The sequence below is a fragment of the Pseudomonas anatoliensis genome, assembly GCF_017976235.1.
Taxonomy (GTDB): domain Bacteria; phylum Pseudomonadota; class Gammaproteobacteria; order Pseudomonadales; family Pseudomonadaceae; genus Aquipseudomonas; species Aquipseudomonas anatoliensis.
The window spans coordinates 606,936-630,230 of the sequence record NZ_JACVHC010000003.1; the positions used below are offsets into that span (position 1 = coordinate 606,936).

A 23,295-nucleotide genomic window follows, 5' to 3' on the forward strand; every position below is an offset into this window, starting at 1 on the left:
GCGCGGGACAGTATCGAAGAGCAGTGATGAAACTCATCCAATTGAGTGAGAGCTCTTTCAAGTGGGCGCATCGTAATCACTATGATGGCCACTAGCAAGCATCTGGTTAAACAACAAGACGAACTGTTGATTGGGGCTTGTAGGAGATCGCCCTATATATGACAAGGGATTCCCTGACACCGACTTATATTACGTGCATTTGCCCCGCCCCCTCAGAACCCCTGATCCAGAGCGGCCCGACCATGCTCGACCGCAGCGACCAGAACGCCTGTCCCGTTTCACGGCAGCGAGCATGACAACTCTTGAAAAAAATAGAAGTAGGACTCTTCCGAAAATTCGCTGGTTTCAATTAATAATTTACCGGCGACAACGGTCAACTAAAAAAGTGCCATCAATTTGATGGCATTGATATTTCTGCAACATGACGTCTCCGCAAATACTGCACAACCGTGCTAACTCAATAATTATCGAAGTGCTTTCCTACAGTCATTTCCGTCAATCCACCCAGCCACTTCACACCCGGAATACTCTGACAAATCTCAGGGATACTTCTTACATCAATTTATTTCCTGCATTGCTAGCTTGGCTTGGCAAATTCTTTTTGCGTGGCGATCACGGACGATCGGACACCGCGCATCGACTCACTTGCTTAAGGACAAGCGTATGTTCAGTGCAGGCAATTGCGCGCTATTCACCCTGCTAATCCCCGCTATTCGGCACGACTTCAAGGTGCTTGCCTTTAACGGCACCGAAGCCATCAGCCAGCTTTACTCCGTCAGGATCGAACTGGTCAGCGAGCATCCGGATTTCGATCTGGAGAGCCTGCTCAGCCAACCCGCGTTTCTACAATTCGGCCTCAACGGCGAAGGCATTCACGGGCGCATCGAAGATGTGATGGTGGCAGAGTCCGGTAAACGTCTGACTCGCTATGAGCTGACGCTGGTGCCGGCGCTGCACTATTTGCAGTTCAGTCAGGATCAGCGGATTTTTCAGAGTCTTACGGTGCCGCAGATCATCGCAAAGGTGCTCAATGGGCACGGCATTCAGGCCGATGCGTTTACCTTCCATGTCAGCACCTGCGAGCCTCGTGAGTACTGCGTTCAGTACGCGGAAAATGATCTGGAATTCATCCAGAGGTTATGCGCCGAGGATGGCATTGCATGGCATCACCAGCACTCCGAGGAGGGCCATTTGCTGGTGTTTACCGATGATCAGGTGTTCCTGCCCAAACTCGGCGCCACGCCCTATCAGCAAGATTCCGGCATGGTCGCCGCGCATCCGGTAGTTAGCCGGCTCAGTCTGCGGACCAGCACCCGCACCAGCGCGGTAACTCGCCGCGACTATGATTTGAAGCGCCCGAACCTGCTGCTCGAAAGTCGCTTCACCGCCGAGTTCACGCCGACGCTGGAAGACTATCGCTACCCGTTACTGCTGGATAACGAGAAGCGCGCCAAAAAACGAGTTCGACAGACGCTGGAGCGGCTTCGCGCCGACTATGAATTGGCCGAGGGCGTAAGCGATCAGCCGAGCCTGCGCTGCGGCTATCTTTTCGACCTGACCGAACACCCGCGTAAACAGTGCAACGACTTGTGGCTATTGCTCAGCGTTTCCCACACCGGCCGACAGCCACAAGTGCTTGAGGAGGCGGGCACCAGTGACGTCAAACCCGCCGACGGCTTCACTCAGGGTTATCGCAATCGCTTCAGCGCAATTCCCGCCGAGGTGGTTTTCCGCCCACCGCTGCCGGTGCGTCGTCCACCGCTGGTAGCACAGACCGCGCGAGTCACCGGGCCTCAAGGCGAGGAGATCTACTGTGATGAATCAGGGCGCGTGAAGATTGAGCTGCCGTGGGATCGCGCCGAACTGAACAGTGAGCGCAGCAGTTGCTGGGTACGCGTGGCGACCGGTTGGGCCGGGGATCATTTTGGAGCGATGGCCATTCCGCGCATTGGCATGGAAGTCGTGGTGACCTTTCTGGAAGGCGATCCGGACAAACCGCTGATCACCGGTTGCGTGGCCAACACAGTCACTTCGCCGCCCTACTCCTTGCCCGAGCACAAAACCAGAACCGTGCTGCGCAGCCACAGTTCGCCTGACAGTGGCGGCTACAACGAACTGGCGATCGAAGATCGCGCCGGCCAGGAGCTGATCTATTTGCGCGCGCAGCGCGACATGGTTCAGGAGGTCGGCAACAGCATTCAGCTGGAAGTCGGCAATGAACGCCGCGAAACCATCAACGGCAACAGCCACACGAGCGTCGGCAAGATCCTCGACGTCGAAGCCGGCCAGCAAGTGCATCTCAAGGCCGGCGCCAATGTTGTGCTGGATGCCGGCGCCAGCATCACGCTGAAAGCGGGCGGTCATCACATCGTGATCGACGCTGGCGGTATTTTCAGCAGCATCGAAATCGAAACGGGCCGCCAGCCAGCCGACAGCGCAGACAGCCATTTGCTGCTGCCTGGACTGGAGGGCGCATTGCCCGTGTCCGCCTCGGCACCGACACAAGCACTTATCGAGGAGGAACTCGAAGAAGAGGAGGAAGAAGTCGATCTGGAGGATGAAACGCCGGGGGGCATTACTTTGCGGATCGGCGTGTTTTTCGATGGCACGGGGAATAACAAGGCCAACAGCGAGACGGTCGCCGCTTGTTACGCACCGGATGCCAGTCTGGCGGAAGCGGCCGAAGAGATTCAGAAGCATTGTGCCGCTTATGGTTACGACGGGAATGGGAGTTCGCCGGATAACAGTTATGGGAATGATGTGAGCAACATTGTGCGGTTGTATGAGTTGTATACGGATCATTCCTTCGAAACACTGCCGGAGAAAACGAGAAACGCCTCTTTGCGCGTGTACATCGAAGGTATTGGCACAACAGCTGACGCAGGTGACTCACTTTACGCACAAGCGACAGGCCGAGGTGAGACTGGCGTATCAGCTCGTGTGGAGCAGAGCCCTGAAAAAATTATCGGTCAAGTGCGCTCACTGATCGACAAGAATCCCAATCTACTTATAGAAAAGATCGAGTTCGATATTTTCGGCTTCAGTCGTGGTGCCGCCGCGGCTCGACACTTTGCAAATGAGGTTCTCAAAGGCGAGCGCAGTATTCTCGCAGATGCGTTTCCAGCAGGTTCTCCTGCACTCTCCAGCACCTTTGACTGGCGCCCGCAATCGAGCATCAGCATCAATTTCATTGGTCTGTTTGACACCGTTGCAGCAATCGCCAACCCATGGCTGTTCGATTTTACCGGCGCTAACAGCAGAAACTCCGGACTCGATTTAAAGCTGCCTGATGGTTGCGCCAACAAAGTAGTCCATTTGGTTGCGCGCGATGAATATCGCGAGAACTTTGCACTCAACAGCCTGGGCGACATCGATCTGTTTTTGCCCGGCGCTCACTCGGATCTGGGCGGCGGCTACTTGCCCAGAGCCAAGGAAAAACTTCTGCTAAGCAACCCGATCACCAGCACTATCAGCCGAGACAAGGACGCGACCCGAAGTGCAGCCTATGTTGCTGCCGAGAAAGAAGCATTTGCCTGGTATGCAAAAGGCGTCATCGAAGAGGACGTCCAGGGCAGTCAATTGCGCGTGGCATTTTGGGAAAGAGCCGTGACTCAATCAACACAAAAGGGCAGAACCAGTCCGGATCCCCAAAAGCGGGTTTACGCGGCGGCCAGCATTGAGCGGCCAGTACATGGCGAGCTGTCGCTGGTGTATCTGCGCATCATGCGTGAACTTGCGGTAAGACATGAGGTGCCGCTTGACGTGATTGATCCCAATGACCCAAAACTTGCATTACCTGCCGAATTGGAACCCATTTATAAAAAGCTCGAGGCTTATGCGCTGGGAAAGACAGCCGTAGAGGGGCTTACCGTCAAAGAACGAGAGTTGCTGCGTGGTCGCTACATCCACCTTTCCGCTCATTGGAACGCGGCCAAGGGGTTGAATAGCAGCGACATGAATATTCTATTCATCAATCGACCAGCCAAAAACAATCGACGCGTGGTACATCCCCATGAATAACTTTGCTCGACTCATCAGAAAATGCGCAGCTTTGATCTTAGGGCTGCTGCTGGCTGGTTGCGCACAGACAAATGCCCAGGCAAATAACAAGCAGCCATGGTTCCTTGGCTTTGGCGCACCGGACTACATGGAGGTCTGGATTGAAACAGCCGATGTCGTGGATATCCGTGAACGGGTGTTCCGTCGTGCCGGAGCCGGTATTGCTTCGGTAAGAACCCCGATCAACAACACGGGCACACCCGCAGGCTGGCCGGACAATCCCGGTAGTGGCGCTGGTCGCGACGTCAACGGCGCCGATCTGCCCCGTTTGATCTACGTGCGCTGGCAATCTCTGGCCGAACCTCAAACCTATGAGGCTTACATTGTAATTCCCGAATCAGCCCGGGAAATCATGCGCAAACCGGAGAAAGCCTTCTGCAGGGCTGATGGCAAGTGGATCTCGGATTACCGAGATGACATTGGTATTGGTCTGGCGCCCGGCGGAATCGCCAAGGTCTGGTTGGGAGGGCCCTGCTTGAAGGCTGTCGAGATTGCCCGCGTAGAGGGAACCATCAATCCGAAAGGCCCTTATGAAGGCAAATCCAGCGGTAAGCATCGACCTCTTACCGATGTATCCAAAACCTACATCGAAAAGTTCGGGATTCCCTATGGGAGCTGGTGAGACGTCAAAATCTCCGGGGATTCATTTACCCACCGTCGCTCACCGACCATTCACCACAGTCGGCCCTTTCATTTCGACGTCAAACGCTACTAAAGAGGGTTGCTCGAGACACTACGCAGTTATCTATCCGTTGCTTCTTGAACTGTAATTTGAAACTTTCATCGGAAAATCCAATACGTAACGAAAGCTGGTAAGGAGTAATTACCTCATGGAACTGAAAACACTGTTTTTTGCAGCACTGATGTGGCTGCCCATCACCCAAGCATCAGCAGACACCTCGCCACTGGACGGCCATTACTACCTGACGGGCGCAATGGAAATGGGCGCCGAGTTGCTATTGCGTAAGGACGGCACCTTTTCTGCTGGTATCGCCTACGGATCGGCTGGCGGTGTCGCCAAGGGAAACTGGTATGTCGAGGAAAACACTCTCATGCTGGAGCAAGAGCCTGCTGCCCAACCAGCAAAGAAGCTTTCCTACAATCTTTCACGCGAGAGCACTCTGATCGAACTCAAGGAATATGCCGACAAAGAAAAAAATGAGTTGGCTAAAGAGAGCTACGTTTTAGAGCTACGGTACGATCACCAACCTCTGCCGCCGCCCCTGAAGCCCGTGATGATCAGTCTCGAATTCAATTCAGGTCCACCGGGTCAATTGCTCTTGAGCTCGAATCAACAAACAGACCTCTGGTTTCCTTATGATCACCAGAGAACGCTGAAAAAAATTGGCTTTGGCGCAGATCATAATCGTGGAACCTATCAATGGTTCGATGTCGCGGGGGATAGCCGAGCCTTCAACATTGGCTGGAAGAAACGAAAAAACCAGCCCTTAACGTTCGAACAACCAATCGGATTTGATCTGGCGACCACCAGCCAATATCTGGCTCCAGAAGAGCGAGAACGAGTTGACCATAACTATTGGTTGACGTTTTATCACTTCGATCCGGTCGCACCACCCGCGATCCATCCAGTGGAAGTTCATTGGCAATTCAAAGACGGTTCGACGTTGAAGGATGTTTGGACAGACTCGCAGCGAAACACGCTGACAATGCCGTTCTCCCCAAATAAAGAATTGGCGAAAATCGGCTTACATACACAAAATTCTCCTGATGAAATCGAGTGGTTCACCGTCATGCCGGAAACTCGATGGGCGACGCTGGACTGGCAAGCCTATCCTGACCCTGCCAACGGCGATCTTTCTGTGTTGTTCAAAGATTTGCAATTAGCCATCGAACCCAACTGCTTGGCCGTCAATTTTGGCAACGGCAAAGCCTGCTTCCGCCGCCAATAACCTGGCTTTCAGCCACAAAAAATGGGCACCCGACCGCAATCGGTGTGCCCATTTTTATTGCGGTTCTCCCCGTTATTCAGGGAGCTCGCCGCAATTATGGATTAACGCTGTCTTTCAACGATTTGCCTGGCTTGAACGCTACGGTATTGCTGGCCTTGATTTTCACCGGCTCGCCGGTTTGCGGGTTTTTGCCGGTACGGGCGCCGCGGTGGCGTTGCAGGAAGGTGCCGAAGCCCACCAGCGTGACGCTGTCCTTGCGGTGCAGAGCGCCGGTGATTTCTTCGAGAACGGCGTTGAGCACGCGGTTGGCCTGTTCTTTGGTCAGATCTGCTTTTTCAGCAATTGCAGCGGCGAGTTCTGGTTTACGCATTAGTGAAGCCCCTTTGACGGTTTTTTGTTGTTATGTCCGTGCTGTTCTCGTTGGAACAGCGCCCAAGGCGCCGCAGGCTCTACGCTGCGGCAGACGGGAGTGAGAATGGCACGCGGATACGGGCGGCGCCAGTCTCCCCGCGACCTTTGTGGGGGCAAAAGCTGGGGGATTCCGACAGAACGACCGGTATTTACGCCAGCAGGGCCGGAAGCTGTTTGTTCAGGGCGAGTTTTTCCATCACCGCCGCACCGGTCAGGGCATACCCCAGCAACTGACCGTCTGCGCCGTGGCACAGGGCCTTGATGTCGGCGCCCTGCCCCTCGACGGTCCAGACCCCTTCGCTGCCCCGTGGTGGCGGCGACACCACCAATGGGCAGACGGGGGTTTTCACGGTGATCGGCATCGGGCCGTAGTTCACCGCTGTCGGGTTGCCTGCGAGGGTTTGTGCCAGCGCACGCGCACAACTCATGAGGGGCATGACGTACAAAAGATTCAGCCCATCGACCTCGGCGCAGTCGCCCAAGGCGTAGATATTGGCGTGGGATGTTTTCAGTTGTCGATCAACCACGACACCGCGATTGACCTGCACGCCGGCAGCCGCCGCCAGATCGATCCGTGGGCGCAGGCCGATGGCCGAGACCACTACGTCGCAGGGGATAACCTGGCCGTCGGACAAATGCGCTTCCAGACCGTCGGCGACCTTGTGCAGACGGGTCAGCACCGGGCCGAGGTGGAATTTTGCGCCAAGGCTTTCCAGCCCGGACTGCACCGCTGCTGCGGCCGCTGGATGCAGCAACATCGGCATGACTTGCTCGCACGGGGCAACCAGTTGCACCTCGTAGCCACCAAGGATCAGATCGTTAGCGAACTCACAGCCGATCAACCCGGCACCGAGCACCAGTACCCGACGCTTGCCAGCCGCTGCCGCGCGGAACCGTGCGTAGTCTTCGAGATCATTGATCGGGAACACCAAATCGCCGCCGTCGCCTTCGATCGGCACGCGTACGGTTTCTGCACCCCAGGCGAGGATCAGGTCGCGATAAGCCACGGTTTCTTCGCCGATCCACAGACGCTTGTGGCCCGCGTCGATGCCGCTGATGCGCGTATGCGTACGCACCTCGGCCTTCAACTGCTCGGCCATCGCGCCTGGCTCGGCCATGCTCAGGCCATCGGCGTCCTTGTTCTTGCCGAAACCGGTGGAGAGCATCGGCTTGGAGTAGGAGCGACCGTCATCGGCGGTAATCAGCAGCAGCGGTGTTTCGCTGTCGAGCTTGCGAAACTCGCGGGCCAGGTTGTAGCCCGCAAGCCCGGTGCCGATGATGACGACTGGTGCGCTCATGCGTTGTTCCCTCTGTTTTTCTTAGTTGATTTCGATCATTTCGAAGTCCATCTTGCCAACGCCGCAGTCTGGGCACAGCCAGTCTTCCGGCACGTCTTGCCACAGGGTGCCCGGCGCGATGCCGTCATCCGGCCAGCCGTCGGCTTCGTTATAGATCAGGCCACAGACCACACATTGCCACTTCTTCATTCAGGTACTTCCTCAGGATTCAGGCTTTTGCCGGCGCGAATGGTCGATGGGTGTTGCGCTGCCATCCGGCTCAGGGCGTTTTGTACTGATGGTGCCGGACAGATGCAAGCCTGTTCGGCGCAACGGCGACCCGGATCAATCAATATCGGTGCCCGCCATGGTAAGCTCGGCGCCTCATTTGCGGCCAATAATGACTCATTGTGCAACAGACAAACTCCTCCCCCGCCCCGCTCTGGCTGCCCCAAAGCCGACTGACGCCCCTCCCCGATTCATCGACCCTGGACTGGCTGTTCGACGAAGGTTCGCTGACCCGCCGCCTGACCCGTTTGTCCAACGATGGCTTCAGCGTCACGCCGCTTTTCGAAGGCTGGGACACCTTGCGTGTCGACGAATGTGCCGCGCTGGATCTGGCAGAAGGCAGCGAAGGCTGGGTGCGCGAGGTGTATTTGCGCGGCCATGGCCAGGCGTGGGTGTTCGCCCGCAGCGTGGCATCGCGCAGTGCATTGCAGGGCGACGGTTTGCACATGGATGAGTTGGGCAGCCGCTCCCTGGGCGAACTGCTGTTTTGCGACCAGGCCTTCCGGCGCCGCGCCATCGAAGTCTGTCACTACCCGGAGCAGTGGCTGCCGCCCGCCGCCCAGGCGCCCGAGTTGTGGGGCCGTCGTTCGCGTTTCGACCGTGGCGCATTGAGCGTGCTGGTTGCGGAAATCTTCTTGCCGAGCCTGTGGGACGCCGCCCGCGCCCATCCGGAGAACTGCTGATGTACCAGAGCCTGCTCAAGTCCCTGAACCGTTTGAACCCGCGCGCCTGGGATTTCATTCAGTTGACGCGCATGGACAAGCCGATCGGCATTTATCTGCTGCTGTGGCCAACCTTGTGGGCGTTGTGGATCGCCGGCAAGGGTTCGCCGTCGCTGGCCAACGTGGTGATTTTCGTCCTCGGTGTGGTGCTGACCCGCGCCGGTGGCTGCGTGATCAATGACTGGGCCGATCGCAAGGTCGACGGCCACGTCAAACGCACCGCGCAACGGCCTCTGGCAGCCGGCAGGATCAGCTCAAAAGAGGCGCTGGTGTTCTTTGCGCTGCTGATGGGCGTGAGTTTCCTGCTGGTGCTCTGCACCAATGCCCCGACAATCTGGTTGTCGCTGGGCGGTCTGGCGCTGGCCTTCACCTATCCGTTCATGAAGCGCTACACCTATTACCCGCAAGTGGTACTGGGTGCGGCGTTTTCCTGGGGTATGCCGATGGCATTCACCGCAGAAACCGGCGAGTTGCCAGCGGCGGCGTGGCTGCTGTGGATCGCCAATCTGCTGTGGACGGTGGGTTACGACACCTATTACGCGATGACCGACCGCGATGACGACCTCAAAATCGGCGTGAAATCCACGGCGATTCTGTTCGGCGAGGCGGACCGGGTGATCATCCTGACCTTGCAGGCGTTGTCGCTGGGATGCCTGTTACTGGCCGGGTCGAAATTTGAGCTGGGGATCTGGTTTCAGCTCGGTCTGCTGGTGGCCGCCGGCTGTTACGCCTGGGAGTTCTGGTACACCCGCAACAAGGACCGGATGCGCTGCTTCCAGGCGTTTTTGCACAACCACTGGGCCGGGCTGGCGATTTTTGTCGGGATCGTGCTGGATTACGCGTTGCGCTGATCACAAACCTGTAGGAGTGAGCCTGCTCGCGATGGCGGTGTGTCAGTTGAAAATAATATTGACTGACAAATCGCTATCGCGAGCAGGCTCACTCCTGCAGGGGATTTGTGTTTACTTGGCTTTGGCGACCTTCCACGCGCCGTCCATTTTGCCGTCACCGGTCATGTCACCGGCCTTCTTGTCCATCACGAATGTGTACAGCGGCATACCTTGGTAAGCCCACTGCATCGAGCCATCGTCGCGTTTGATGACAGTCCAGTCACCCATCGACTTGTCGCCCGCCGCAGCCATCAACGGCGGCCAGTTCGTCGCGCATTTGTCATTGCACACGGACTTGCCGGCGGAGTCCTTGGCGAAGGTGTACAGCGTCATGCCTTTGTGATCGGTGTACATGCCGTCCTTTTCCATCGCCGGGTCAGCGGCGAACACCATCGATGGCAGTGCCATGGCGGCAGCAAGGATCAAAGCCTTGAAGGAAACAGTCATTTGAGTCATGGAAACCTTCTCTTGTGGTTGTCAGGATTCGGACTCAAAGCTTAGTTGAGGATCTGCACATTCGCCCCCGAGCTAAAATACTGTCACACGACTGCAATAATTCCGTTATCTAATGCGGCGCAAGACAGTTAAATGACAAGAGGATTAAGGCATGGTTGGCAGGAGCATTCTGATCGTCGACGACGAAGCGCCGATTCGCGAAATGATCGCCGTGGCGTTGGAAATGGCCGGCTATGACTGCCTCGAGGCAGAGAACTCGCAGCAGGCGCACGCCATCATCGTCGACCGCAAGCCGGACCTGATCCTGCTCGACTGGATGTTGCCCGGCACATCCGGCATTGAGTTGGCCCGACGTCTGAAGCGTGATGAACTGACCGGGGACATCCCGATCATCATGCTCACCGCCAAGGGCGAAGAGGACAACAAGATCCAGGGTCTTGAAGTCGGCGCCGATGATTACATCACCAAACCATTTTCCCCACGCGAACTGGTCGCACGCCTCAAGGCCGTGCTGCGCCGCGCCGGCCCGACCGATGGCGAAGCGCCAATCGAAGTCGGTGGCCTGCTGCTCGACCCGATCAGCCACCGCGTGACCATCGACGGCAAACCGGCCGAGATGGGCCCGACCGAGTACCGTCTGCTGCAATTCTTCATGACCCACCAGGAACGCGCCTACACTCGCGGCCAGTTGCTGGATCAGGTCTGGGGCGGCAACGTCTATGTTGAAGAGCGCACGGTCGACGTGCACATCCGACGACTGCGCAAGGCCCTCGGCGACGCTTACGAAAATCTGGTACAAACCGTGCGCGGCACCGGCTACCGGTTCTCCACAAAAGCATAAAAACAGCTGCAAGCTTCTAGCTACAAGCGGCAAGAAACAGCGAGCCGCTCTGACTTGTAGCTTGCAGCTTGAAACTTGACGCTGCGGCTAAGGACGCCCCCGTGAATCAAAACTGGCATGGCACCCTGATTCGCCACATGCTGCTGCTGGTCACCGCCTGCCTGGTGATCGGTCTGATCAGCGGCTATTACGGCTGGAGCCTCGCGGCGGGACTGGGTATTTACCTGGCCTGGACACTCAAGCAATTGCTGCGTCTGCACGAGTGGCTGCGCCTGCACCAACCTGATGAAGCACCGCCCGACGGTTACGGTCTGTGGGGCGAGGTGTTCGACAGCATCTATCACCTGCAGCGCCGCGACCAACGAGTGCGCGGGCGTCTGCAAGCGGTGATCGACCGGGTCCAGGAGTCCACCGCTGCGCTGAAAGACGCGGTCATCATGCTCGACAGCGATGGCAACCTCGAATGGTGGAACCGCGCCGCCGAAACCCTGCTCGGGCTCAAGACCCCACAGGACAGCGGCCAACCGGTGACCAATCTGGTGCGCCATCCGCGCTTCAAGGAATACTTCGAGCAAGACAGCTATTCCGAGCCGCTGGAAATCCCCTCGCCGACCAATGATCGCGTGCGCATTCAGCTGTACCTGACCCGCTACGGCAACAACGAACACTTGATGCTGGTGCGCGACGTCACGCGCATTCATCAGCTGGAACAGATGCGCAAAGACTTCATCGCCAACGTCTCCCACGAATTGCGCACGCCGCTGACGGTAATCTGCGGCTATCTGGAAACCCTGCTCGACAACGTCGAAGAAGTGAACCCGCGCTGGAGCCGTGCCCTGCAGCAGATGCAACAACAGGGCGGGCGCATGCAGACGCTGCTCAACGATTTGTTGCTGCTGGCGAAGCTGGAAGCCACCGATTACCCGTCCGACAACCAACCGATTCAGATCGACACGCTGTTGCAATCGATTACGAGCGATGCGCAGCAATTGTCCGGCTCGAAAAACCAGCGCATCACTCTGGAGGCCGACAGCAGCCTGTTGCTCAAGGGCAGCGAGGCGGAACTGCGCAGCGCGTTTTCCAATCTGGTGTTCAACGCAGTGAAGTACACCCCGGCCGAGGGCAATATCCGCATTCGCTGGTGGGGCGACGAGCAAGGCGCACACCTGAGCGTGCAGGATTCGGGGATCGGCATCGACAGCAAACACCTGCCGCGCCTGACCGAACGCTTTTACCGTGTCGACTCCAGCCGCAACTCCAACACCGGCGGCACCGGGCTCGGTCTGGCCATCGTCAAACACGTGTTGTTGCGCCACCGCGCACGCATGGAGATCAGCAGCGTGCCCGGCCACGGCAGCACGTTCACCTGCCATTTCGCCCCGGCTCAGGTCGCTTACGCACGGGCGATCAGCGCCGCCGAGTGATACCGGCCGGCACGCGCCACTAGGCAATCGCCAAGTCAGCCGCTACATTGGCTGACTTGTGCCTGCCTTTCAGGTGCGGCTTTTATCTCTTTTGAATCACACGGAACCCGCAAAACTCCATCATGGACCCTTCCCCTGGCTTGTCCCTCGCAACAATATTCGCCGATTTCGGCATGATCCTTTTTGCTCTGATCCTGGTTTTGCTCAACGGCTTTTTCGTTGCGGCAGAATTCGCCATGGTCAAACTGCGCTCGACCCGGGTCGAGGCCATCGCTGACAAGAACGGCTGGCGCGGGCACATCCTGCGCACCGTACACAGTCAGCTCGATGCGTACCTTTCGGCGTGTCAGCTCGGTATCACCCTCGCCTCGCTTGGTCTGGGCTGGGTGGGTGAGCCCGCGTTTGCGCACATTCTCGAACCGCTGCTGGAAAGCGTTGGCGTGCAGTCGCCTGAAGTGATCAAAGGCGTGTCGTTCTTCGCCGCGTTTTTCGTCATTTCGTATCTGCACATCGTGGTTGGTGAGCTGGCGCCCAAATCGTGGGCGATCCGCAAACCCGAGCTGCTGTCGCTGTGGACGGCGGTGCCGCTGTACCTGTTCTACTGGGCGATGTACCCGGCGATCTACCTGCTCAACGCCAGCGCCAACGCGATTCTGCGTATCGCCGGCCAGGGTGAACCCGGCCCGCATCATGAACACCATTACAGCCGCGAAGAACTGAAACTGATCCTGCACTCCAGCCGTGGCCAAGATCCCAGCGACCAGGGCATGCGCGTTTTGGCCTCGGCGGTGGAGATGGGCGAACTGGAAGTGGTCGACTGGGCCAACTCCCGCGAAGACCTGATCACGCTGGAATTCAACGCGCCGCTGAAAGAAATCCTGGCGATGTTCCGTCGCCACAAGTTCAGCCGTTATCCGGTGTACGACAGCGAGCGTCAGGAGTTCGTCGGCCTGCTGCACATCAAGGATCTGCTGCTGGAGCTGGCAGCGCTGGATCACATTCCCGAGTCGTTCAACCTGGCTGAACTGACCCGCCCGCTGGAGCGCGTGTCGCGGCACATGCCGCTGTCGCAGCTGCTGGAGCAGTTCCGCAAGGGCGGCTCGCACTTCGCCGTGGTCGAGGAGGCTGACGGCAACATCATCGGCTACCTGACCATGGAAGACGTGCTGGAAGTGCTGGTCGGCGATATTCAGGACGAACACCGCAAGGCTGAGCGCGGCATCCTCGCCTATCAGCCGGGCAAGCTGCTGGTGCGCGGCGACACGCCATTGTTCAAGGTTGAACGCCTGCTGGGGATCGACCTGGACCACATCGAAGCCGAAACCCTCGCTGGCCTGGTCTATGAAACCCTGAAACGGGTGCCGGAAGAGGAAGAAGTGCTGGAAGTCGAAGGCTTGCGGATCATCATCAAGAAGATGAAAGGGCCGAAGATTGTGCTGGCGAAGGTGTTGATGCTGGATTAATGGGAGTTTGGGGGGCTCTTGTGGCGAGGGGATTTATCCCCGATGGGCTGCGAAGCGGCCCCAAACCCTGCAGCTCTGTACTTACTGACTGCATTGAATGGTTCTGGGACGGCTACGCCGTCCATCGGGGATAAATCCCCTCGCCACAGAATCCCTCGCCACAAAAACCCTCAACACCCTATCGCGCCTACTGCTTGCCCAACGCAAAGTTGGGCAACGCCCCCAGCGGCTGGTTGAACTGATACGGAATCGACACCAGCCCCGCGCCGCTGTTGCGCTGCACCACAAAGTGCAGGTGCGGGCCACTGCTGTTGCCGGTATTGCCCGACAGCGCCAACGGACTGCCCACTTTCACCCGCTGCCCTTCGCGCACACTCACCGAACCTTGCTTGAGATGCAGGTACACGCCCATCGTGCCGTCGTCGTGCAGCACCCGCACGAAATTGCCGGATGCATCATTGCCGCGCCCGTTCTGCGAATTCTCGGTCTTTACCACCACGCCGGCCCGCGCCGCGATAATCGGCGTGCCGACCGGCATGGCGATGTCCATTGCATATTTGTTCTTCGGCCCATAGTGGCTGTATTGGCCGTTGGCACCCTGACTCAAGCGGAACGGTCCACCACGCCACGGCAGCGGATAACGATAGCCCTGGGCCGCTCCTGAAGGATCGCCGAGGGAATAGTGAAACTGCGGCGAATACACCAATGGCTGGCCGCCGGACACCGCTTTGAGCAACGCCAACCGCGTATTGCTGCGCGCCGGCAACACCCGGCGAATGGTTTGAGTCGGCGCGCCACGCACGTTGCTCAGCCCGGTAAACGCCAGCGCTATCTCAACCGGCGCATACAGGTCATTGCGCACGAACACCACGTCGACGCCCTTCTGTTTCTTGATGTCGAGGTAGACCTGGCGCTCGAGGCGCTCGACCATTCGGTCCTGAAACACGAACACCTTCGCACCTTTGCTCGGACGGTCGCTGTACGAGACCACGCCGTTGGCATCGGTGGATTTGTAGATGGTCATTGCCACAGCCAGGTTGGAGGCCATGACCAAACCACAGAAAAACAGCAGGCGCGCGAGCATGGGCAAGAGTCTGTCGAAGTAAGGCCTGGGAAAGAGCCTAGCAGGTGAGACAGACCAGGGTAGTCGAGAGATGTTTCAAATTTGGCACAGCCCAAAGCAAAAGATCGCAGCCTTCGGCAGCTCCTACATTGGAATGTGATCCCTGTAGGAGCTGCCGCAGGCTGCGATCTTTCGGGGCGCCCCGCTTACGCGCCGGGTACGAAGTGCTTCTGCGCCGTGCCGCGGGCGATCAGGCGGGAGATGTAGTCGAGTTTCTGCGCGTCCTGGTCGACGAAGCGGAACGTCAGTTGCAGCCAGTCGCTGTCAGGTTTCTGCTCAAACGCGACGATGGCGTGGAGATAACCATTGAGGCGGGCGATTTCGGCGTTGTCTCCCTGCTCCAGGTCGAGCACAGCGCTGTCGAGGATCTGCGGCAGGGTGTCGGTGCGTTTCACCACCAGCAGCGCTTCCTTGATGCTCAGGGCCTTGATCACGCATTGCTGCGTGCCGCTCGGCAGGCGCAATTGGCCCTGACCGCGACCGCTGGCAGGCGAAGACGCAGCCACAGGCGCCTTGACCGGTGGGCTGTTGAGCAGGCCACGCGACGCGGCTGCCGCCGGTGCAGGCGCCGCGGCGACGGGTTTGACAAACGGGTTTACCGCCGCCGCAGCCGGGGCCCCGCCACCAATTACCGCTGCCTTGCCGCCGGTCAACGCGCTCAGGGAGTCATTGCCGAACGCCGAGTTCATCTTGGTCGGTGCGCTGTTCATCAGGGTGTCGAGCTTGCCGACCTTGTTCAGCGCCTGCTTGACCTTGGTCAGCAGTTGTTCGTTGGTGAACGGCTTGCTGACGTAGCCGGAAACGCCGGCCTGGATCGCCTGCACGACGTTTTCCTTGTCGCCACGGCTGGTGACCATGACAAACGGCATGGTCTTGAGATTGTCCTGCTCGCGGCACCAGGTCAGCAGTTCCAGACCCGACATTTCCGGCATTTCCCAGTCGCACAGGACCAGGTCGAAAGCTTCACGGGCCAGCATGGCCTGGGCCTTCTTGCCGTTGATGGCGTCCTCGGTGCGGATCCCCGGGAAGTAATTACGCAGGCACTTTTTCACCAGGTCACGAATGAACGAAGCGTCGTCCACAACCAACACACTGATCTTGCTCATCCAACACCCCTATTAAAATCCCGGCAAGCATAACGCTGGCTGATGGCACATTGCCAAAACTCTTCAGTCACGCCGGGACTTTTCGTTCGCGGGTGCTGCTTTTTAATTCGATTGATTCAAAAGCACCGGAAACAAAAACGCCCGGCCAAAGGGCCGGGCGCTTTTCTCAGGCAATCTTACTTATCGTCAGCAACGCCCGGAACATTAGCGGTTTCGCCGCTTGTGCCTTGAACTTCTTCCTTCATGCGCTTGAGGCCCATGTGGCGCACGTCGGTGCCGCGCACCAGATAGATCACCAACTCGGAGATATTGCGCGCGTGGTCGCCGATGCGCTCCAGCGAACGCAGCACCCAGATGATGCTCAAGACGCGCGAGATAGAGCGCGGGTCTTCCATCATGTAGGTCGCCAGTTCACGCAGGGCAGTCTTGTACTCGCGGTCGATGATTTTGTCGTATTGCGCCACCGACAAGGCCAGATCGGCGTCGAAACGGGCAAACGCGTCCAGCGCATCGCGAACCATGTTGCGCACCTGGTCGCCAATGTGGCGAACCTCGACGTAACCGCGCGGGGCTTCGCCTTCTTCGCACAGTTGAATGGCACGGCGGGCGATCTTGGTGGCTTCGTCGCCGATACGCTCCAGGTCGATCACCGACTTGGAGATGCTGATGATCAGACGCAGGTCGGACGCCGCCGGCTGACGACGGGCCAGAATGCGCAGGCACTCTTCGTCGATGTTGCGTTCCATCTGGTTGATCTGGTCGTCGATCTCGCGCACCTGCTGAGCCAGGCCGGAGTCGGCCTCGATCAATGCCGTGACCGCGTCGTTGACCTGCTTCTCGACCAGCCCGCCCATGGCCAGGAGGTGGCTGCGCACTTCCTCAAGCTCGGCATTGAACTGCGCGGAAATGTGATGGGTAAGGCCTTCTTTACTAATCATGTTGGCGTCCTTGGAGCGTCCGGTAAGGTGCGGCGGGCCGCAGCGTCAATTCTGTGAGTAACCCGCAACTGTCAGCCGTAACGACCGGTGATGTAGTCTTCGGTCTGCTTCTTGGCCGGATTGGTGAACAGCGTATCGGTATCGCCAAATTCCACCAGTTTGCCCATGTACATGAACGCCGTGTAGTCGGACACCCGCGCGGCTTGCTGCATGTTGTGGGTCACGATGACGATGGTGAACTTGGACTTCAGTTCGTAGATCAGCTCTTCGACTTTCAGCGTCGAGATCGGGTCGAGTGCCGAGCACGGCTCGTCGAGCAGCAGGACTTCTGGCTCCACGGCGATGGTGCGCGCGATTACCAGACGTTGCTGCTGACCACCGGACAGACCCAGTGCCGACTCGTGCAGACGATCTTTGACTTCGTCCCACAGCGCCGCGCCTTTCAGTGCCCACTCAACGGCTTCGTCGAGGACGCGCTTCTTGTTGATGCCCTGGATGCGCAGACCGTAAACCACGTTTTCGTAGATGGTTTTCGGGAACGGGTTCGGCTTCTGGAACACCATGCCGACGCGACGACGCAGTTCGGCCACATCTTCGCCCTTGCGATAGATGTTGTTGCCGTACAGGTTGATTGCGCCTTCGACACGGCAGCCGTCAACCAGATCGTTCATGCGGTTGAAGGTGCGCAGCAGCGTGGACTTGCCGCAGCCGGACGGGCCGATGAACGCGGTCACGCGCTGTTTCGGAATGTTCATGCTGACGTCGAACAGCGCTTGCTTCTCGCCGTAGTACAGGCTCAGGCCCGGCACTTCGATGGCAACGGTTTCCTGCTCGAGGTTCAGGCTCTGCTTGTCGCGGCCCAGGGCAGACATGTTGATGCCGTGGGTATGGGTTTCGTGCTGCATGGGATATCCCCTGTGCTAACAAATTCGGTTCTATGAACCACTGGCATAGCCAATGGGTTACTCAAAATCTATGGCTGCGCCGATCCTTGTGGGAGCTGGCTTGCCAGCGATGCAGGCAACTCGGTCTGCCAGTTACACCCTGGTGTTGCCATCGCTGGCAAGCCAGCTCCCACAGGATTTGTATTAACTATCCAGTGCTTTGTATTTTTCGCGCAGGTGGTTACGGATATACACCGCCGACAGGTTCAACGTCGCGATCACCAACACCAGCAACAGCGCCGTGGCGTACACCAGCGGTCGTGCCGCTTCGACGTTCGGGCTCTGGAAGCCGACGTCATAGATGTGGAAGCCCAGGTGCATGATCTTCTGGTCCAGGTGCAGGTACGGATAGTTGCCATCCACCGGCAGCGACGGCGCCAGTTTCACCACACCCACCAGCATCAGCGGCGCTACTTCACCGGCGGCACGGGCCACCGCGAGGATCATGCCGGTCATCATTGCCGGGCTGGCCATAGGGATGACGATCTTCCACAAGGTCTCAGCCTTGGTCGCGCCGAGGGCCAACGAGCCTTCGCGCACGGTGCGAGGAATCCGCGCCAGGCCTTCTTCGGTGGCAACGATCACCACTGGCACCGCCAGCAGCGCCAGCGTCAGCGAAGCCCAGAGCAGACCCGGCGTACCGAAGGTCGGTGCCGGCAACGCTTCCGGGAAGAACAAGCGGTCAACCGAACCACCCAACACGTAAACGAAGAAGCCCAGGCCAAACACGCCGTAAACGATTGCCGGAACACCCGCGAGGTTGTTCACTGCGATCCGGATGATCCGCGTCAGGGTGTTCTGCTTGGCGTATTCACGCAGGTACACCGCTGCCAGCACGCCGAACGGCGTCACGATCATCGCCATGATCAGCGTCATCATCACGGTGCCGAAAATCGCCGGGAAGATCCCGCCCTCGGTGTTCGCTTCACGCGGGTCGTCCGACAGGAATTCCCAGATCTTGCTGAAGTAGAAGCCGATCTTGGTCATCGTGCCCATAGCGTTCGGCTGGTAGGCGTGAACCACTTTGCCCAGATCGATTTGAATCTCTTTGCCGTTGGCATCGCGAGCGGTCAAAGCGTCGCGGTTGAACTGCGCATGCAGATCAGCCAGACGCGCTTCGATGTCCTGATAGCGGGCATTGAGTTCGGCACGCTCGGACTCCATGTCGGCTTGCGCGGCGGCGTCGAATTTGCCTTCAAGCTCCAGCTTGCGACTGTGCAGACGGATGCGCTCCAGCCCTGCGTTGATCGCGCCGATGTCGGTTTTTTCCAGCGATTTCAGTTGCGCGGCCAGACCATTGACGCGGTCGATCCGCGCTTGCAGTTCAGGCCAGGCCGCTTCACCTTCGGCGATGACCTTGCCGTCCTGTTTGACGTTGACCAGGTAGCCGTAGAAATTGCCCCACTCACGACGTTCGATCGCCATCAGCTCCGGCGGCGTCTTCTGGTTGGTCAGCCACTCGCCGACGATCCAGGTGAAGTCGTTGCCGTTCAGGTCACGGTTGCCGACCTTGATCAGCTCGCGGGTCATGAATTCCGGGCCAGCGTCCGGCACCGGCAAACCGGCGCTCTTCAGACGGGCGCGGGGCACTTCTTCTTTCTGCACCACTTCGCCGACCACCAGGTGCTGGGCCTGGCCGGGCACGTCGTAGCTGGCGTGGATCAGATCCGCCGGCCAGAAGTGACCCAGACCGCGCACGGCAATCACCGCCAGCAGGCCAATGGTCATGATGACCGCGATGGACACCGCGCCACCGCTGATCCAGACGCCTGGGGCGCCGCTCTTGAACCATCCTTTCAGGGAGTTCTGTTTCACAGACTTCTACCTTTGCTTAAAGCGACGAGTATTTCTTGCGCAGACGCTGACGAATCAGTTCTGCCAGGGTGTTCATGACGAAGGTGAACAACAGCAGCACCAGCGCCGAGAGGAACAGCACGCGGTAGTGGCTGCCGCCGACTTCCGACTCGGGCATTTCCACTGCGACGTTGGCGGCCAGGGTGCGCAGGCCTTCGAACAGGTTCATTTCCATGACCGGGGTGTTACCGGTGGCCATCAGCACGATCATCGTTTCACCGACCGCACGGCCCATGCCGATCATCAGTGCCGAGAAGATGCCCGGGCTGGCGGTGAGGATCACCACGCGAGTCATGGTCTGCCACGGCGTGGCACCGAGGGCCAGCGAACCGAGGGTCAGACCACGAGGCACGCTGAACACGGCGTCTTCGGCGATCGAGTAGATGTTCGGGATCACCGCAAAACCCATGGCCAAGCCGACTACCAGAGCGTTGCGCTGGTCGTAGGTGATGCCCAGATCGTGGGAGATCCACATGCGCATGTCGCCGCCGAAGAACCAGTTCTCCATGAACGGGCTCATGTACAGCGACAGCCAGCCCACAAACAGGATCACCGGAATCAGCAGCGCACTTTCCCAGCCATCCGGAACTCTCAGACGGATCGACTCAGGCAGACGGCTGAAGGTGAACCCGGCGACCAGAATGCCGATCGGCAGCAACATCAACAGGCTGAAGATGCCCGGCAAATGTCCTTCCACATAAGGGGCGAGGAACAGACCGGCGAAGAAACCGAGGATCACCGTCGGCATCGCTTCCATCAGTTCGATGACCGGTTTGACCTTGCGGCGCATGCCCGGGGCCATGAAGTACGCGGTGTAGATCGCGGCGGCAACGGCCAGCGGCGCAGCCAGCAGCATCGCGTAGAACGCGGCTTTCAGGGTGCCGAAGGTCAGTGGCGAGAGGCTCAGTTTCGGTTCGAAATCGGTGTTGGCCGCAGTCGATTGCCAGACATATTTAGGCTCGTCGTAGTTCTCGTACCAGACCTTGCTCCACAGCGCGCTCCAGGACACTTCCGGGTGCGGGTTATCAAGCAGCAGCGGTTGCAGCTTGCCGCCGGCCTCGACGATGACGCGGTTGGCGCGTGGCGACAGCCCGAACAGGCCCTGGCCTTCAACAACCTGATCGACCAGCAAGGTACGGTGCGCGGTGCTGTGGAACACGCCGAGTTTGCCGTCGGCATCCAGCGCGAGGAAGCCTTTGCGGCGCTCTTCGGCGGTGATCTCAATGATTGGCGCCTTGCCCATCTGGAACGTACGAATCTGCTTCAGGCGCTGCTCGCCATCGGGGTCACGAGCCATGAACCACTGGGCCAGACCACCTTTGGAGTCACCGATGATCAGCGAGATACCGCCAACCAGTTGCGTGGTTGCGGTGACTTCGGCGTCAGCGTTTTCGAGCAATTTGTAACGACCGTTGAGGCTCTTGTCGCGCAGGCTGAACACGTCGGCCTGAGCACGACCGTTGACCACATACAGCCACTGCTGGCGCGGGTCGACGAAGATGTTTTTCACCGGCTCGGTCATCTGCGGCAGATCAATACGCTTCTGCTCGTTGGTGACTTCGCCAGTCATCATGTTTTCTTCGCTGGTCAGCGACAAAACATTGAGTTGCGAGCCGGTCGAACCCACCAGCATCAGCGTCGAATCGGTAGCATTGAGGCTGACGTGCTCCAGCGCACCACCGCTTTCGTTCAACGCGATCGGCGTGTTGCCGTACGGGTATTCGATAGCCGGGGTGATGGTTTTCTTGCTGTCGGGGTAGCTGACTTTATAGGTGTGACGGAACACCAGCGCCTGACCGTTGGACAAACCCACGGCCACCAGCGGATGACCTGGCTGGTCTTCTCCAATGGAAGTCACGGTTGCGCCCGCCGGCAACGGCAGGTCGACGCGCGTCAGTTCAGCACCGCTGTCGAGATCGAAGAACAGCGCCTGGCCCTTGTCGGAAACGCGCATGGCCACCTGATTCTGCTCTTCGAGCGAAATCATCAGCGGCTTGCCGGCGTCCTGCATCCAGGCCGGGGTGATGGCATCTTTCGCGGTCAGGTCGGCACCCTTGAAGAGCGGCGCGACGACATAGGCGAGGAAGAAAAAGATCAGGGTAATGGCTGCCAGCACCGCCAGGCCGCCAACGAGGACGTACCAGCGAGTGAAGCGATCCTTGAGCGCGCGAATGCGGCGCTTGCGTTGCAGCTCAGGCGTATTGAAGTCAATGCGCTTGGGAGGATTAGTAGTCATTTGGGAATTGGCCAGATCATTCATGCGCTCACCCTAGCGATCCTGTATGACAGAAAGATGACAATGCAGTGACGCAGCAAATCCACCGCCAGCGGGTACTGGAGGAGGATCAAGGAATTCGAAAGGTTTCAGCCCTTTTGGGACCCGCTTGAAACCTGTGCAGGAGCTGCCGAGGGAACCGAGGCTGCGATCTTTTGATCTTGCGATCAGAGGCCAGATCAAAAGATCGCAGCCTCGTTTCACTCGACAGCTCCTACAGGGTTCCTGCAGGTCCGGGGGTTATCCCGGACCTAAGGTGTTACTTCTTGGCGACAGCGCCGCCTTCCTGCAGACCCAGGTCAGCCAGTGCTTTTGCAGCAACCTTGGCTGGCAACGGGATGTAGCCGTCTTTCACAACAACTTCCTGACCCTGTTTGGACAGAATCAGTTTCACGAACTCGGCTTCCAGCGGGGCCAGAGGCTTGTTCGGGGCTTTGTTGACGTAAACGTAGAGGAAGCGCGACAGCGGGTACTTGCCGTTCAGGGCGTTTTCTTCGGTGTCTTCGATGAAATCGGTGCTGCCTTTCTTGGCCAGAGCTACCGTTTTCACGCTTGCGGTCTTGTAGCCGATACCCGAGTAACCAACGCCGTTCAGCGAGGAGCTGATCGACTGCACGACCGAAGCCGAACCAGGTTGTTCGTTGACGTTTGGCTTGAAGTCGCCTTTGCACAAGGCTTCTTCTTTGAAGTAGCCGTAGGTGCCCGATACCGAGTTACGACCGAACAACTGAACCGGCTTGTTCGCCAGGTCGCCAGTCACACCCAGGTCGCCCCAGGTTTTCACGTCGGTTTTAGCACCGCACAGGCGAGTGGACGAGAAGATCGCGTCGACTTGCTCCATGGTCAGACCCTTGATCGGGTTGTCCTTGTGTACGAATACAGCCAGGGCGTCCACGGCAACCGGGATAGCGGTTGGCTTGTAGCCATATTTGGTTTCGAAGGCTTGCAGCTCGTTGTCCTTCATCTTGCGGCTCATCGGGCCCAGGTTAGCGGTGCCTTCAGTCAGCGCAGGTGGCGCGGTCGAAGAACCGGCGGCCTGAATCTGGATGTTTACGTTCGGGTATTCTTTTTTGTAGTTCTCAGCCCAGAGGGTCATGAGGTTGGCCAGGGTATCGGAGCCGACGCTGGACAGGTTGCCCGACACACCAGTGGTCTTGGTGTAGCTCGGGATAGCAGGGTCAACAGCGGCAACCGCGTTGGCAGTCGCAACGCCAGCAGCGACAAAAGTCATTGCCGCCATCAAACGCTTCAGTTTCATGCCTTACTCCTAGCAGATAGGGTGTGTTAAGTCGGGGCCAAGTATCAGCAGGCCGT

The 23,295-nt window shown here is 58.5% G+C and carries 19 protein-coding genes; 8 read left to right on the forward strand and 11 right to left on the reverse strand.

Annotated elements, in window-relative coordinates:
- The first annotated feature begins 663 nt into the window (after window positions 1-663).
- From tssI to ICA16_RS12345, 3 genes are all read left to right on the forward strand, one after another.
- Complete coding sequence (gene tssI / locus ICA16_RS12335) at window positions 664-4,020, forward strand: type VI secretion system tip protein TssI/VgrG (protein ID WP_210700699.1); 3,357 nt, start codon at window positions 664-666, stop codon at window positions 4,018-4,020.
- The gene (locus ICA16_RS12340) at window positions 4,013-4,681 is read left to right on the forward strand and encodes a DUF2931 family protein (protein WP_210700700.1); all 669 of its coding nucleotides are present in this window, start codon (window positions 4,013-4,015) and stop codon (window positions 4,679-4,681) included. Before tssI ends, ICA16_RS12340 begins: the two co-directional genes overlap by 8 nt.
- Window positions 4,682-4,889: 208 nt before the next feature.
- Window positions 4,890-5,969 carry a hypothetical protein gene (locus ICA16_RS12345; RefSeq protein WP_210700807.1) on the forward strand — a complete coding sequence of 360 codons (1,080 nt, stop codon included), beginning with the start codon at window positions 4,890-4,892 and terminating at the stop codon, window positions 5,967-5,969.
- A gap of 94 nt (window positions 5,970-6,063) precedes the next feature.
- On the opposite strand, the gene ICA16_RS12350 is transcribed toward ICA16_RS12345, so the two are convergent.
- From ICA16_RS12350 to ICA16_RS12360, 3 genes are all read right to left on the reverse strand, one after another.
- Complete coding sequence (locus ICA16_RS12350; RefSeq protein ID WP_003213368.1) at window positions 6,064-6,339, reverse strand: HU family DNA-binding protein; 276 nt, start codon at window positions 6,337-6,339, stop codon at window positions 6,064-6,066.
- A 190-nt stretch (window positions 6,340-6,529) separates the two neighbouring features.
- Window positions 6,530-7,678, reverse strand: coding sequence for an NAD(P)/FAD-dependent oxidoreductase (locus tag ICA16_RS12355; protein ID WP_210700701.1), 1,149 nt, complete (start codon window positions 7,676-7,678; stop codon window positions 6,530-6,532).
- Window positions 7,679-7,699: 21 nt separating this feature from the next.
- The gene (locus ICA16_RS12360; RefSeq protein WP_007954349.1) at window positions 7,700-7,867 is read right to left on the reverse strand and encodes a rubredoxin; all 168 of its coding nucleotides are present in this window, start codon (window positions 7,865-7,867) and stop codon (window positions 7,700-7,702) included.
- Window positions 7,868-8,067: 200 nt separating this feature from the next.
- On the opposite strand from ICA16_RS12360, the gene ICA16_RS12365 reads away from it, so the two are divergent.
- On the forward strand, window positions 8,068-8,628 hold the full coding sequence (locus ICA16_RS12365; protein WP_210553332.1) for a chorismate--pyruvate lyase family protein: 561 nt from the start codon (window positions 8,068-8,070) through the stop codon (window positions 8,626-8,628).
- Window positions 8,628-9,518 (forward strand): 4-hydroxybenzoate octaprenyltransferase, encoded by an 891-nt coding sequence (gene ubiA, locus ICA16_RS12370; RefSeq protein WP_210623216.1) that lies wholly within the window; start codon window positions 8,628-8,630, stop codon window positions 9,516-9,518. Before ICA16_RS12365 ends, ubiA begins: the two co-directional genes overlap by 1 nt.
- 111 nt (window positions 9,519-9,629) lie before the next feature.
- Here ubiA and ICA16_RS12375 read toward each other — a convergent pair whose 3' ends face one another.
- Window positions 9,630-10,013 carry a COG4315 family predicted lipoprotein gene (locus ICA16_RS12375; RefSeq protein WP_150604672.1) on the reverse strand — a complete coding sequence of 128 codons (384 nt, stop codon included), beginning with the start codon at window positions 10,011-10,013 and terminating at the stop codon, window positions 9,630-9,632.
- A 151-nt stretch (window positions 10,014-10,164) separates the two neighbouring features.
- Between ICA16_RS12375 and phoB the strand changes: the two genes are divergently transcribed.
- The 3 genes from phoB to ICA16_RS12390 all read left to right on the forward strand — a co-directional run bounded on the left by phoB (window position 10,165) and on the right by ICA16_RS12390 (window position 13,741).
- The gene (gene phoB, locus ICA16_RS12380) at window positions 10,165-10,854 is read left to right on the forward strand and encodes a phosphate regulon transcriptional regulator PhoB (RefSeq protein ID WP_007896474.1); all 690 of its coding nucleotides are present in this window, start codon (window positions 10,165-10,167) and stop codon (window positions 10,852-10,854) included.
- A gap of 137 nt (window positions 10,855-10,991) precedes the next feature.
- The gene (phoR, locus tag ICA16_RS12385; protein ID WP_215731844.1) at window positions 10,992-12,278 is read left to right on the forward strand and encodes a phosphate regulon sensor histidine kinase PhoR; all 1,287 of its coding nucleotides are present in this window, start codon (window positions 10,992-10,994) and stop codon (window positions 12,276-12,278) included.
- A gap of 122 nt (window positions 12,279-12,400) precedes the next feature.
- Window positions 12,401-13,741, forward strand: coding sequence for a hemolysin family protein (locus ICA16_RS12390; RefSeq protein ID WP_150593411.1), 1,341 nt, complete (start codon window positions 12,401-12,403; stop codon window positions 13,739-13,741).
- Window positions 13,742-13,928: 187 nt separating this feature from the next.
- Here ICA16_RS12390 and ICA16_RS12395 read toward each other — a convergent pair whose 3' ends face one another.
- The 7 genes from ICA16_RS12395 to ICA16_RS12425 all read right to left on the reverse strand — a co-directional run bounded on the left by ICA16_RS12395 (window position 13,929) and on the right by ICA16_RS12425 (window position 23,239).
- Window positions 13,929-14,825, reverse strand: a complete 897-nt coding sequence (locus ICA16_RS12395) for a peptidoglycan DD-metalloendopeptidase family protein (RefSeq protein ID WP_210553329.1) — start codon at window positions 14,823-14,825, stop codon at window positions 13,929-13,931.
- Between the two features lie 185 nt (window positions 14,826-15,010).
- Window positions 15,011-15,970 carry a response regulator gene (locus ICA16_RS12400; RefSeq protein ID WP_210700702.1) on the reverse strand — a complete coding sequence of 320 codons (960 nt, stop codon included), beginning with the start codon at window positions 15,968-15,970 and terminating at the stop codon, window positions 15,011-15,013.
- A gap of 176 nt (window positions 15,971-16,146) precedes the next feature.
- Window positions 16,147-16,908 carry a phosphate signaling complex protein PhoU gene (gene phoU / locus ICA16_RS12405; RefSeq protein ID WP_042561816.1) on the reverse strand — a complete coding sequence of 254 codons (762 nt, stop codon included), beginning with the start codon at window positions 16,906-16,908 and terminating at the stop codon, window positions 16,147-16,149.
- Between the two features lie 71 nt (window positions 16,909-16,979).
- Window positions 16,980-17,813 carry a phosphate ABC transporter ATP-binding protein PstB gene (gene pstB, locus ICA16_RS12410; protein ID WP_093429626.1) on the reverse strand — a complete coding sequence of 278 codons (834 nt, stop codon included), beginning with the start codon at window positions 17,811-17,813 and terminating at the stop codon, window positions 16,980-16,982.
- A 183-nt stretch (window positions 17,814-17,996) separates the two neighbouring features.
- Window positions 17,997-19,667 (reverse strand): phosphate ABC transporter permease PstA, encoded by a 1,671-nt coding sequence (gene pstA, locus ICA16_RS12415; RefSeq protein WP_150603585.1) that lies wholly within the window; start codon window positions 19,665-19,667, stop codon window positions 17,997-17,999.
- Between the two features lie 16 nt (window positions 19,668-19,683).
- Window positions 19,684-21,717, reverse strand: a complete 2,034-nt coding sequence (locus ICA16_RS12420; protein WP_210700803.1) for an ABC transporter permease subunit — start codon at window positions 21,715-21,717, stop codon at window positions 19,684-19,686.
- A gap of 523 nt (window positions 21,718-22,240) precedes the next feature.
- The gene (locus ICA16_RS12425) at window positions 22,241-23,239 is read right to left on the reverse strand and encodes a phosphate ABC transporter substrate-binding protein PstS (protein ID WP_042561820.1); all 999 of its coding nucleotides are present in this window, start codon (window positions 23,237-23,239) and stop codon (window positions 22,241-22,243) included.
- Window positions 23,240-23,295: the final 56 nt, after the last annotated feature.